Here is a 14,018-nt window from a genome sequence, read left to right as displayed (position 1 = left end):
TCATTTAGTCAAGTATTGTCGCTTTTATTATCTTCACATCTTCTTCGGGACGGTCACTGCGGTCTGTTTTTACCTGCTGGATTTTATCTACAACGTCCATACCTTCCACAACTTCGCCGAATACGGTATATTCACCGTCCAGATGCGGTGTGCCGCCTACGGTAGTATATGCTTCAATCTGTTCGGGCGTGAAGTGGAATTCCGGTTCCTTAGCCGCCAAATCCTGCGCCTCAGCAAACAACTTCTCCTGCAAGTCATAAAGCCCGTTCTCGTCGTTCGCCTTACGCATCTTATAGATTTCCTTCATGTGCTTCTGCGCCAGGCTGTTGAAAATAACATTGATTTTATTTTCATTCATCTGGCTTTCCATGCCAAGCAATGTAGAATCATTGTACACCTTACCTGTCACGATATAGAACTGGCAACCGGAAGATTCTTTCTTCGGGTTCACATTATCTCCCTGGCGGGCTGCCGACAGAGCACCTTTCTTATGGAAATACTTCGGATATACAAATTCTGCCGGAATGGTATAGCCTACATCTCCCGCACCCAGCATTTTCCCCTTCGGCGCATTCTTCGAGTCCGGGTCGCCTGCCTGAATCATAAAGTCTTTGATGACACGATGAAACAGCGTACCTTCATACATTCCGTCTTTCACCAGTTTGATAAAATTATCACGATGCTTGGGTGTCTCATTGTACAACTTCACTTTGATGTCTCCGGCAGTCGTTTCAATCTTTACCAATGTCTCTTTATCCATGTCTCCTCCTTTTTTTGTTCCGGTCTTGCAGGAAATTAATCCGCAAAACGATATGGTTAATAATATCAATACAATCTTTTTCATAACGCTTTTATTTAATTTAAGTTTGCAAATATACCACTTTCACCTAAATCATCTTACCTTTGTGACTTAAAAGAATCAAAACCCGACATGATGAAAGCCATATTAATAGTTGAAGATGATATAACTTTTGGAATGATGCTCAAAACCTGGTTAGGCAAGAAGGGGTTCGAAGTGTCATCTGTGAGTAATATTGCGCGTGCCCGGAAGCATATCGAAAGTCAGGCTGTTGACTTGGTATTATCTGACTTGCGGTTGCCCGATTACGAGGGTATCGATTTATTGAAATGGATGAATGAACGGGGGATGAATATCCCTCTGATTATCATGACAGGGTATGCGGATATCCAGTCGGCTGTGCTGGCGATGAAACTCGGAGCACGGGATTATATTGCCAAACCCGTGAATCCGGAAGAGTTGCTGAAGAAGATATCCGAGGCTTTGCAGAGTGAAGACAGCCCGGTTACCACTCACTCTACGGTCAGGAATTCTTCTCATCCTAAAAGAAGTACTTCCGATTTATCACAAGAAACTTCCGAAGCCTACCACCGCTCTTATCTGGAAGGAGAAAGTGATGCTGCCAAGCAGCTTTACAATTATGTAGGTTTAGTGGCACCGACCAATATGTCTGTGCTTATCAACGGTTCCAGCGGGACGGGAAAAGAATATGTGGCGCATCGTATCCATCAGCTCAGTAAAAGAAGCGACAAGCCGTTTATTGCGGTAGATTGCGGTTCTATCCCCAAAGAGTTGGCTGCTTCCGAGTTTTTCGGTCATGTGAAAGGTTCTTTCACAGGTGCACTAACAGATAAGACGGGAGCTTTCGTCGCTGCCAACGGCGGCACTATCTTTTTGGATGAGATTGGAAATCTCAGCTATGAGGTGCAGATCCAACTGCTCCGTGCCCTGCAAGAGAGAAAGATACGTCCGGTGGGATCTACACAGGAAATTTCCGTAGATATCCGTCTCGTATCCGCAACCAACGAGAATCTGGATCAAGCGATTGAAAAGGGAACGTTCCGCGAGGATCTTTATCACCGCATCAATGAATTCACGTTGCGGATGCCTGATTTGAAAGAACGGAAAGAGGATATTCTGCTCTTCGCCAACTTCTTCCTCGACCAGGCCAACAAGGAACTGGACAAGCATCTGATTGGTTTTGACGCCAAAGCATCACAGGCTTTGATGAGTTATCACTGGCCGGGAAATTTACGGCAGATGAAGAATATCGTCAAAAGAGCGACTTTATTGGCACAAGGGAGTTTTATTACGTTATTGGAACTGGGCACCGAATTGTTCGAAGCTCCGGCAACGAGCACCACAAGTATGGCTCTTCGCAATGAAGAGACTGAAAAAGAACATATTCTGGAAGCATTGCGCCAAACCGGAAATAATAAGAGCAAGGCGGCGCAGTTATTGGATATTGACCGGAAGACTTTATATAATAAGTTGAAGTTATATAATATTGATTTGTAAGTTTTGAATCTAAACGTATAGTATACTGAATACTCAAGCTACCTGGTACACTTCGGTAAATCCCCATTCAGTTCATTTCCCGTACGGTTTTGAGCAAAATAACCTTCCTTATAAAATGAAAAAGTGAAAAACATCTGCCACCTGCAACAAAATTGAGATAATATATTATTTAATAGACAGTTACAGCGTTGCAGATGCTGTTGCAGATGGTTGCAGATACCCAGGTATCTGCAACACTATAAACGAGCCGTATCGGTCATCCCGTCAGTGTCTACTTAAGAAATAACAGTTCCCTACGTTGGAACTCCCGTTCCCAGGCTGGAAACTCTCGTTTCCAAGCATAGAAACGAGAGTTTCTGCATATAGATACTGGAGTTTCCACGTAGGGATACTGAAGTTTCCATGTATAGAAACGGAGGCTAATGTTTAGCTATATGTACTGTTGCCTTGCTCTTAAAAGACAGTTTTCTATCGGCATACAAAGTGTTGCAGATAGCTAGGTATCTGCAACCATCTGCAACGGTATCTGCAACGCTGCAATAATCTATTAATTAATATATTATCTCAATTTTGTTGCAGATGGCAGATGTTTTTCACTGTTTCATTTTATATGAAGAGATATTTAGTTCATTTCCGCGCAGAAAGGAACAAACTTCTGATACGGCATTCTAGCTTCCTAAAACTCTTCAATGCCCTTTTCTCTATATGAAAGATAAATATCCTATTTTATTTCCACTTTTGTCTGCAATCTGATATCATCGGAAGAAGCTCCTACCATTATCTGAAAAGTACCCGGTTCCACTACTGTTTTCAAATCCCGGTCTATTAGTGCAAAATCACTTTCAGATAAAATAAACTTCACTTCTTTCATTTCGCCACGTTTCAAATAAAAGCGTTCGAAGTGTTTCAACTGTTTTAGCGGTTGCACTACCGAAGCGTATTCATCCCTCAAATAAAGCTGTGCTACTTCTTCGCCATCACATTCACCTGTATTCCTGACTTTGAATGAAACTTCAAAAGAATGAGGGGTAATGGCTGACAGATACAAATCCGAGTATTCAAAAGTTGTATAACTCAGACCATATCCGAAAGGATAAAGCGGAGAAGCGGACAGTTCTACATAATCATGTTTTTGGGGGGCTTTCTTATTGTAATATATCGGAATTTGCCCTACCGAACGAGGAACCGTTATCGGTAATCTTCCTGCCGGATTATAATCTCCGAATAGAACATCGGCAATAGCATTTCCACCTTCCTGTCCCGGATAATAAGCTGTCAACAAGGCATCGGCATTTTCAGAAGCCCAGTTTTTATCCAAAGGACGACCTTCGATATAAACAACGACCAACGGTTTTCCCGTAGCCTTCAAGGCTTTGAGTAATTCTTGCTGTTTTCCTAATAAAGAAAGCGTCGTGCGGTCAAACCCTTCACCACATTCCATATCGCTAACCGTCTTTTCATCCGCAATTGCCGCACCCGTTTCTTTGTAACTGGTTTTGAAATCACGGGCACTGGAACCACCTACTACGGCAATAATAACTTCGGAACGCCGGGCGGCAGCAACAGCCTGCTCAAGATTCGATGTCGTTGTATCACGGACAGCACACCCTTTCACGTATTCTACCTGCGTAGGGGAAAGTTTAGCACAGATTCCATCCAATACAGTTTTTACATTTTCTTCTTCCTGCGGAGCTGTATAATCTCCTAACATATTATAGCGGTTATCGGCATTAGGACCAACCAAGGCTATTCTAGAGATATCTTTATTTAACGGAAGCAATGAATGCTCGTTCTTCAACAGAGTGACCGAGGCTTGCGCTACTCTACGCGCCAAAGTAATATGCGCGTTATTCCGCACTTCTTTCTTCGCCTTTTCAGGGTCTGTATAAGGATTCTCAAACAATCCCATTTCAAACTTTAACCGGAGAACACAGGCGACAGATGCATCAAGCATAGCATTACTGATCCGACCGGTATTTACAGCATTTATTATGTTCATGTATGCATCCCCCCCAAGGTCTACATCTACTCCTGCCGATAATGCAAGAATAGCCGCCTCTTCCATAGTGGGTGCAACAAAATGGCTTTGATGGATACCTTCAATGCTATATAAATCCGAAACGACAAATCCTTTGAATTTCCATTCGTTCCGCAAAAGTCGGGTCAGTAAATAGTGGTTTGCAGTGCAAGGGATACCATCCATAGAATTATAAGAAGTCATGACAGACAAGGCTCCGGCATCAATTGCCCGACGAAACGGGGGAAGAAAATTTTCGTGCAGTTCACGTATTCCGACCAAAGAGGGATTTCCGTTCTGTCCGCTCTCCGAGATACCGTAAGCCAGAAAATGCTTCAACGTAGCCAATGTGCTGTATGGCTGGGAGAGATTTCCACCACCCAGTCCTTCGACCATTGCTTTCCCCATTGTGCCGGTCAGCACAGGGTCTTCTCCAAACGTCTCTTCCACCCGTGACCAACGCGGGTCACGGGTAAGATCGAGCACAGGCCCGTAGCTGATGTGTCCGCCTTGAAGCCGTACTTCTTTTCCTATCGTTTTTCCTACTTCGTTTATTAATTGAGGTGACCAGGTGGCAGCCATTCCGATCCCCGTAGGAAAGACAGTTGTCCCGATTGCCATATGACCATGCGGCGCTTCTTCTGCCAAAAACAAGGGAATCCCCAAACGGGTATTCTCCATTACGTATTTCTGCAAGGAGTTTCCGGCTTTGGCTGCCAACGCGGGATTCAGACCATTTTCTAATGTTTTCCTTGTCCACGGGTCGGCACGATAGGTTGCCCAAAGCATTCCGGCGTGCCGTTCCTTTATCAGTTGTTTGAACTTGTCAGAAGGGAAAACTGCCTCTCCTTCTATCCCGTACATTTCCCAACCTAAAGGACAGAGAAGCTGACCGACTTTCTCTTCCAAAGTCATACGGGAAAGCAAGTCTGCCACTCGCTGCTCTACCGGCAGCCGGGGATTTTTATAGGATTCTGCCGACAGTTGTGCAAAAGCGCAAGTTCCTTCCATAACTATTGTAGCGAGCAATAGTAATTTACATATTCCATTAAGCATAAATGACCTCAGTTTATATCAGGTAAATCTATCTCTTCGATTATTAAAATTGTCTTTAAAAAGAAACCTGCTATCATTCCGCAACGCCTTGTGGCAAAGCTAATTCGACAGCAGGTTTCATTTAGATGAAAAACAACTTCTACTCTATCCTATTTAAAACGGACATTTTTGGTTGTCAACATAAGTAATTGTACCACCCGGCACAGCATTATGTCCATGCCCTGTCATATCAAGCACCGTACCATCATCTTGTGTTTCACCATCAAAACGCCAATAAGCGATTAATCCTTCGCTCGTAGGATCCACATAGCAAACGCCATCCTCAATTTGAGCAGATGTACGCGCCACGTTCCATACACGGCACTCACTGATGTAACCATCAAAGAAGCGTGCGTTACCTGCCGAACGGCCAATAGAGAATGTATCCTCCCAAGTATGACCGTCATAAGCCATACTCAAGTTTATGGAACCACCATTCTTTGTCTCTACGAAGTGAATCTGCTCACCGTCCAAATAGAGACGTAGATACTGACCGTCATACACAGCAGCGAAGTGTAACCAATGACCTGTAGGAAATTCTTTCTCTACCCATGATTCATAATGGTCTTTCTTATCAGGATGCGAAGCCGAACCAATGGAACCTTTCACAAACTGCAATTTATTAACCGGATTACCGGCACCATCACCAAAACGGAAAAGGAAGTTCTCTTCACATCCACATAACGAACTAATACCATTGGCACTTCTTTCCTGTCCAACCGGGAAAGATACGGGAAGCACCTTCATCTCCAACGTCATCTGTCCGAGTGCTTTCACCGGACTGTTTTCCTGATCACCGAACGAAGGAACATTGAAATATCCCCGACGTGCCAGATAAGCGGCCTTGATATTAATGACCTTGGTCAGCATAACATAAGCAGTGCGGGAAGTTTCCATCACTTTCAAGTCACTATTCGATACCGAGGTTATAGATACAGGAAGACAATAAGATACACCTTCCTGCAACTTATCGGCGTCGGCGGTCACCTTTATTTGCGTAGATTGGTTTTGTCCGGCAGGGATTACCACTTCGCCACCTTCAAAACTATAACTACCTTCGGGAGGCATCTGGCAGTTACGACCGGTAGAAGCATTAAAAGACTCAAGCAACTGAGGAGCCACCTGTACACCTACTTTCACATCCGTATCCGTTTTGTCTGTTGAAGTTACAGTCAAACCTAAGGTAGACTGTCCTTCAACGAGAAATTTCACATTTGAGGAAGTAAGCGTACCAGTCATATAAACAGCATCACTATAATCTGGTTCGGTCTTGCAGCCTGACATACAAAGCAACAAGGTGAATAAAGATAAGAGCGTATATTTCTTCATAACTCCAATTATTATTTAGCATAAACATTAAATACACCACATTCCAAAGAGGCACCATACCACCCACCGGCATTGGGAACAGAAATACGAATATATCGGGCAGTCAACGGAGCATAGAAAACACAAGCCTCAGTATTACGTTCGATTTCACCTTGCGACTTCCAATCCGTACCGTTATCACTCGTACTGACAGTCATGCCGGCACTGAACACACCGACCTCTTTTTCAGTCCAGGTTTCATAATCATATCCGGAACTTGTCATTTTGATACCATCAAAAGAATATGCTTTCCCCATATCAATATCCAGCAAAAGCTCACCCGACCGGTTAGAAATGGAACAATAAGTTTCATAATTTCCATCAAAAATGGCTTCAATCGGGTCATACCAAGCCTGAACAGTCCCATTGGTAGTAGCAGTCCATCCAGCTTGGTCTGCCACTAATGTACCGGTACCTGTATATTGGGTAGCTTCATGATTCATATTATCCTCGGTCACCGTAATAGTCAAGAAAGAAGGTGCCAGCATATTAGTGCTCAACTGCGAATTAGCACCTTCCGCTGAAACAAGGCGCAAAGGAATAATATATCCTTTTTCACTCTTAAGGGTAGAGAGGAGATTCGTGTCATCAGTCAATTTGACATGTAAAGCGTCAGCCACCACCATTTCCCCAGCAGGAATAGTCATTTCTGTATTCTCTAGCACAATAGCCTCAGCGGGTAAAGCTTCAAACTTGGTACCGTGCTCTTCATTATAAGTATCAATCAAAGAGTTATCAACCGCTACCGTCACTTTAATGTCTCCACTCGCTTTCTTCGAGCATTTTGCTTCCCACGTGAAATCTACATTACTGACTGTACTGATGGGAGTCTGTACAATCTTGTATGCCTGTGAATTATCCAAAGTGTACACTCGATTGTACGGATCTCCATAGACATCGTAAGTCTCATCGTCACCACATGCAGTAAAACCGAGCGCACAAATGGCGAGCAGACCTATATAAAAACATTTTTTTCTATTTTTCATTGTCATCTTTCATTAAAGGTTAATTAATGGATAGCCGGATTCTGTATTTGGATACATTGGCGGAATCGATAATAAGGTTCGGGATTGTATTCATGTACATTATAGTCGCGATGGATAAAGAATGCTCCAAATCCTCCTTTACGTTTGCCATTCGACGGTTTATAACGTGCCTGATTATACATGGACTGCATATCACCTTGCCAGCCGTCACCCATATTACAGCAATATACCACCTTTTCATCAGGCCATCCGCCTGCACCTGTGCCACCACTATATGCCTGAAGGAAACAATAGTTACTATATGGAACAAGACTAGTCATACTGGTACTTGTCTGGTCAATATTCAACATTTTATCACAAATGCCTTCTTGCGAAGCTATTTCCTTACCATAACGCTCTTCAATGAGTTGTAGACGTTCTTCTTTAGTGATATCCGGATTCGGTCCCATATATTTAGCCATATGCTTGTAGAAGTACTCAAAATTCGAACCACTCAAAAAGTCACCTTCCGGCTCATAGTCAGCATCGAAGCCATCAAGGTCATTCAGGAACACTTGATCGAGGAAATATTCAGCATACATTTCAAAGGAGCGATTAAGTGCTGCAGTTCGTTCATCACCATTCGGCATTGCCCTCGCCTCATTGTACGCCTGCTTGAAAGCATGGTCATCTGTTTCCGCATCAATACGGGTAATTGCCACACAAAGCATTTTGGTACCTTTCACTTTCTGCACAAAACGAATTTCTTCCCATATTTCTGTATTCTCCTTTGCCGGGATACCGCCCCACATAGAACAAATGTCAAGACTGTCGGGTAATCCCATAAATCGAACAGCCGCTGAGTTTTGGGCTCCATACTGCGCAAACCATCCAAAAGCAATTTCATGGTCACTTGCTTTGTAATCGCGCAGGTTTTGGTAGTACTGGTCATCGTAAGTCAACGGTCGCTGAATGGTCAACGATTCGATGTCCGTATTACAGGCAGCCATCAGGATGCCTGTAGCTAGCGCGACCAATAAGTATTTCATTGTTTTCATATTCTAATTACTTAGTTAGATTGTTCTACATTGATATATCTGGTTACCTTTTTACATCCCACCAAAGGCGTGTACCGGCAATGTCCGTACCCTGCAATAAGGAGACGGCGGCTTGCGTATTCTCGCTATTGTCAGAATACTCTGTCGTCGGGAACTTCAAGCGACTGATGAGTTCTCCTTCAGGCACTTCACCACCGGAACGGTTCGAACTGATAGTAACAATTCCAGGATAACCCGTACGACGCATCTCACTCCATGCCTCCTGCCCGTCAGGGAAAAGAGCAATCCACTTCTGTACCATAATACGCTCCAGTTTCTTACTTTCAGAAGCACTGTCATCCCACTTCACTGTCAAGGTCGAAACCATACGGCTTACATCAGTGCTACGTCCTGTTGTCGGATCTATGAAAGAAGTAGCCGGCACGTTAACATTATCAGCAAGATAAGTATCCACCCCTGTAGCCCCCTTGGAAGAGAAAGAGATTTTCACACCTTCTTCATAGTATTCCTGTACTGTCTTATCCCCTAGGTTCAAACGCAATTTAGCCTCTGCCAACAGAAAATAAGTTTCAGCAGCACTCATCCACTGTATATTATCATTTTGTCCCACATTCATACTGGAAGCCGCCTCTGACAATGTTCCCTGATTACGGCTAGTCTGCCCGTTCCGGACTCCATGATATGCCCCGTCTTTCACAGCACCCTTGAAGTAACACGCCAAACGTGGATCTTGTAAACCTTTCAAATAACAATCCATGGTAGCACTCATGCGAAAATCATTAAAACTTTCAAATGCTTCCCACCACTCATTGATGAAAGTGAACGATGCAGACTGCTTCAAAACTGCATTATCATCAACAGACGTCATCAGCCCTATACTATGACCGATTGCAGCTTCTATTTCTGTCCGGGCTTTTGTCTCATCTACATAAGAGATACGCATTGCCAAACGAAGACGGAGTGTATTGGCAAACTTAATCCACTTCTCCACTCTACCATTATAAATATAGTCATAACGTTCCATATAAGGTTCGGATGTACGACTGTTATAACCAGTAAGAACATCAATGGCATCTGCCAATTCTTCAAAAAAACGATAATACACATCCTTCTGGCTATCGTAAGGCACATGAATGCTTGTACCAAACTTAGAATAAGGAATGGGACCATACTTATCCGTAATACGACTCATACCAAACACCTTGACAATAGTAGCCAAAGCACGTGCAGGTGAAACCTCATCGGTATTCTCTACGATGCTTTGCCACGGCTGCATCACTTCGGTATAAGCGTTGTTGAACGGTGAATTATACCACTGGCGATATAGTTTATAACAGTCGTTATCTTCTGTTCCGGCATAATCCCACGTCTTGACAGGAGCAAAGTAGCTGGCAAATATGTCACCGGTCAGCATCTGAGTTTCCTCAAACAAACCTCCCTTATCCTTGCCTACCACAAAAATCCCCCTCTCCATCTGTGTGAAGTAAGCTCCAGTTTTAAGGTTATCGCGTTCCATCCATTCCCGAGTCACCTCATTCGGATTGATATTCCAACTTTCAAAATGGCTGGTGCAGGCTGTAAGCAACAAACTTCCGGCAAGCAACGCACCATTGACAACTTTTATATATTTTGATATCTGTATCATCTTGTCGATTCTTTAGAAATTAAGTTTAACAGAGAAGCCTAAATTACGCAGGCTCGGCAACATAAAATAGTCCATCCCGCTAAAGTGTGTACCTGTACTTGCCGTCAGCTCAGGATCATAAGGAGCCTTACAATAGAACATGAGCAAATTGCGTCCGGTGAAGGCAACATTCATACTCTGAATCCAGGGAATTATCTTTTGAACAGGAACGTCATAACCGAGAGATAATTCTGCAAGACGGACATTTGTTGCACTGTAAACATACATCGAGCCTACACCACCCATAATACTGTAATATTTTTGTACGGCTGGCACTTCATAACCGTCAATCAATACATATCCTAAATCGCGTGCCGTAGCAGTAGCTTTGGAAACACCATAAGCATCCATCAATGCTTGAGTCTGCGAAACAACCACACCACCGATACGGGCATTAACCAAACAACTCAATGTCAGCCCTTTCCAAGAGAAAGAGTTACGCCACCCCATCATATATTTGGCTTGAGAATTACCGGCATAAATCAAACCATCCTTAAGTTTGCCAGCTTTGTTGTCGATAGCCACTGTATTATTGACATAATCCACATCAATATACCCGTGATGATCTGTACGAAGAGCGGTCACATACAAGTCACCGACAGAACCACCCTCATAAAGACGTGACTTCACGATTTCAAGCCCGCCAAAATCCATCATGTCTTGGCTGATAACTTCTCCGCCTGACAAAGTGGTCGGCTTCAACAACTTTTTAATTTTATTGCGGTTGAGAGTGTAAGTGAACGTAGAGTTCCATTTCACCGGTCCGAGAGGCTGATTCAATGTCAGACTGAGCTCAATACCTTTGTTATCCACTTGTCCACCATTGACATAGATGGAAGAATAACCGGAAGATGAGGGGAGTGAAGGATTGAACAATTGGTTGTAGGTGGATGTCTTATACAAAGATACGTTCAACTCCAATTTATCATTCCAAAGATGAGACTGCAAACCGACTTCCCATGCCTTGGTACGCTCCGGCTTAATATCTGTGTTAGGATACGTAGTAGCTGTTGTGGGAGAAGCCGACTCATACGGATAGGTCTGATAAGCAATATAACGTGTAGGAGCATTTCCTACCTCACTATACGAACCACGCACTTTCAAGAAAGTAAGCACATCGTTCTTGATAGGCAACAGTTCTGTCAGAATTGCGGAAAAACCTACCGATGGATAAGCGACTGACTTCGTATCAGTCCATGCCAAAGCAGAAGACCAGTCAACACGCCCTGTTACATCCAAATAAAGTTTGCTTTTCCATCCTAACTGTGCGGTAGCAAAAATAGATTGCGTCTGGTCATGATAACCATCTTGCTGAAACTTCACGGTAGACGGCATCAAGTTAAGCGTTGTAAAGCTATTGGCTACCGAGTTCAAACTACCACCGACATCGAAATACTGGTAGTTGACATCTTGAATGCTGGTTCCTAGCGTAGCTGTTAATGAGAAATCACCAAAATATTTATCTATATTCAACATCACATCACCATAAAGCTGACGGGTAGAAGCATCGCCTTTATAATATCCGCCAAAGTCCTGACAAAAGATATTATCAGTAGATGCCGAATATTTCTTTTCAAACAGAGCCGAGGTATAATCCATTTTGGCACGTGCCCCCAATGTGATACCTTTAGTGATTTCAAAATTCAAACCTCCGCTTACAAGAAAACGATTCTTATGATTGATAAAATTGTCGCGGTTGACAATCCAATATGGATTCTGCAAAGCAATTCCCTGATTATCCCACGGCCAATATTGCGTTTTGAAGTTACGAGTTTCGTTATACATCTCGAACTGTTGAAGCATATCCAGACTGTAGCTCGGCGACATCAGATAGACAGGAACTATCGGATTAAAATACTGCCCCTGCGATAGCATATTCTGTTCGCGCACATTCATATAACTAGCACTCAAGTCGAGACGTAAACGGTCATTAAGCATACTCGTTGTATTCCGGATAGTGAAGTTGTAACGATCCAATGTATTATTCGGAACAATGCCCGCTGCATTAGTAGCAGCCATAGAAAGGAATGTCTGATTCTTCTCATTACCATTGCTGATAGTCAAAGAGTTAGTTTCATTCCATCCTGTCTGATAAAAATCTAACGGATCATAGTTACTGGGTTGTCCCATTTTCTGCCCCCAACTTTTCAGTTCGCCTGTAACTGCACCATAAGTATTTTGAAACTCCGGAGTTACAAACGGATTAAAGAACGAGGTATTGTTAGCATAGCTGACACGAAGTTTATCTTTCGCACCTTTCTTCGTAGTAATCATGATAACGCCATTGGCGGCATCACTACCATAAAGTGCAGAAGCTGCGGCACCACTTAATACAGACATGGTTTCAATATCTTCGGGATTAATCATGGAAGCACCGTCACCGGACTGTCCCATACCAGTCATAAAGTCGTCCGGCTGTGTAGTTTCCAATGAAGGCATCGGAATACCGTCAATCACATACAGTGCATTATTATTTCCAGAAAGAGATTTTGCTCCACGCATCACCACCTTCGCTCCGCCACCTATACCGGATGAACTGGAGTTGATAACCACACCGGCAATTTTACCGGACAAGCTGTTTACGAAGTTAGCATCCTTAACACCAACAATTTCATTGGCAGATACCTCCTGAACATTATAAGAAAGCGCTTTCGCTTCTTTCTTAATGCCAAGGGCGGTAACCACCACTTCGTTCAACACTTGAGAATCGTCTTCCAAAGTAACATTCAAGACCGAACCGATAACAGGCAGTTCTTTTTTCTGATAGCCTACATATGAAAATATTAATATCGGATTGGCTGTTTGAAGCGTCAGCGTATAATTTCCGTCAAGATCCGTCACCGTTCCATTAGTGGTTCCTTTTTCCACAATGGAAACGCCAATTAGCGGTTCACCACTTTTATCAACCACCGTACCTTTAATGGTTTGCGCCTTTTGCTGAGCAACTTTCGTTTCTTTAGCTGTCAGTACAATTTGATTATCCAGTACTTTATATTCGATATTTGTACCTTCAAACACTTGCTTCAATACCTGAAAGATATTTTTATCTGATACTGAAACCGTTACCCGGCGATTGAGGTTCAGATTCTTGCTGTTAATAAAAAAGCCGAATCCGGATTCACGTTCAATCGTGTGTAGCACTTCTTCAATAGTACTATTCTTCACGTTCAACGAAATAGAATTTCTTTGTGCATATCCGTCGGACGCATAGGCAAGCCCGACAGAACAAACGAGTAGCATTAATAGTAATTTCATAGCCAACGATATTTCCTTTAAGGTTCGTCTAAGCGACTTTAATCCTCCAAGAAATTGGACGATACAATAATTTTGCATAGATTTGTAACGAGTTTAATTAGAAAATTGGTAGTTATACTTGTCTGCAAACAAGTAGTTCACAATTACTGAGGCTCATACGGGAAGATACGGCCAATATCGTCCCGTATTTTTTTTGTTTTTAAGGGTCTTTGTTTTTCATGGCAATAAGTTTTGGTTTTCAAGGTTTTATATTTTCTAG

Annotated in this window: 8 protein-coding genes; 1 reads left to right on the top strand and 7 read right to left on the bottom strand. The window is 43.0% G+C overall.

The annotated features are described in order from the left end of the window. Positions 1–4 precede the first annotated feature (4 nt). Complete coding sequence (locus ACGHVY_RS18315; protein ID WP_308746234.1) at positions 5–844, bottom strand: peptidylprolyl isomerase; 840 nt, start codon at positions 842–844, stop codon at positions 5–7. 87 nt (positions 845–931) lie between these two features. On the opposite strand from ACGHVY_RS18315, the gene ACGHVY_RS18310 reads away from it, so the two are divergent. After that, positions 932–2,317, top strand: coding sequence for a sigma-54-dependent transcriptional regulator (locus ACGHVY_RS18310; protein ID WP_390600523.1), 1,386 nt, complete (start codon positions 932–934; stop codon positions 2,315–2,317). Positions 2,318–3,038: 721 nt separating this feature from the next. Here ACGHVY_RS18310 and ACGHVY_RS18305 read toward each other — a convergent pair. From ACGHVY_RS18305 to ACGHVY_RS18280, 6 genes are all read right to left on the bottom strand, one after another. Continuing rightward, complete coding sequence (locus tag ACGHVY_RS18305; RefSeq protein WP_390600522.1) at positions 3,039–5,390, bottom strand: glycoside hydrolase family 3 N-terminal domain-containing protein; 2,352 nt, start codon at positions 5,388–5,390, stop codon at positions 3,039–3,041. Between the two features lie 153 nt (positions 5,391–5,543). Continuing rightward, on the bottom strand, positions 5,544–6,758 hold the full coding sequence (locus tag ACGHVY_RS18300) for a DUF1735 and LamG domain-containing protein (RefSeq protein ID WP_390600520.1): 1,215 nt from the start codon (positions 6,756–6,758) through the stop codon (positions 5,544–5,546). A gap of 11 nt (positions 6,759–6,769) precedes the next feature. After that, entirely contained in the window at positions 6,770–7,783 is a 1,014-nt protein-coding gene (locus tag ACGHVY_RS18295) for a BT_3987 domain-containing protein (protein ID WP_390600517.1), read from the bottom strand. 23 nt (positions 7,784–7,806) lie between these two features. After that, entirely contained in the window at positions 7,807–8,820 is a 1,014-nt protein-coding gene (locus ACGHVY_RS18290) for a glycoside hydrolase family 18 (protein ID WP_308746239.1), read from the bottom strand. A 43-nt stretch (positions 8,821–8,863) separates the two neighbouring features. Then, a complete protein-coding gene (locus ACGHVY_RS18285; RefSeq protein ID WP_308746240.1) occupies positions 8,864–10,465 on the bottom strand; it encodes a SusD/RagB family nutrient-binding outer membrane lipoprotein in 1,602 nt (533 codons plus the stop codon). A gap of 12 nt (positions 10,466–10,477) precedes the next feature. After that, the gene (locus ACGHVY_RS18280) at positions 10,478–13,837 is read right to left on the bottom strand and encodes a SusC/RagA family TonB-linked outer membrane protein (RefSeq protein ID WP_390600515.1); all 3,360 of its coding nucleotides are present in this window, start codon (positions 13,835–13,837) and stop codon (positions 10,478–10,480) included. Positions 13,838–14,018: the final 181 nt, after the last annotated feature.

The sequence above is a fragment of the Bacteroides sp. f07 genome, from assembly GCF_042854785.1.
In the GTDB taxonomy this organism is placed as follows: Bacteria; Bacteroidota; Bacteroidia; order Bacteroidales; family Bacteroidaceae; genus Bacteroides.
Note: the sequence above shows the minus strand (reverse complement) of the source record. Positions and strands in the feature narration are given on the sequence as shown.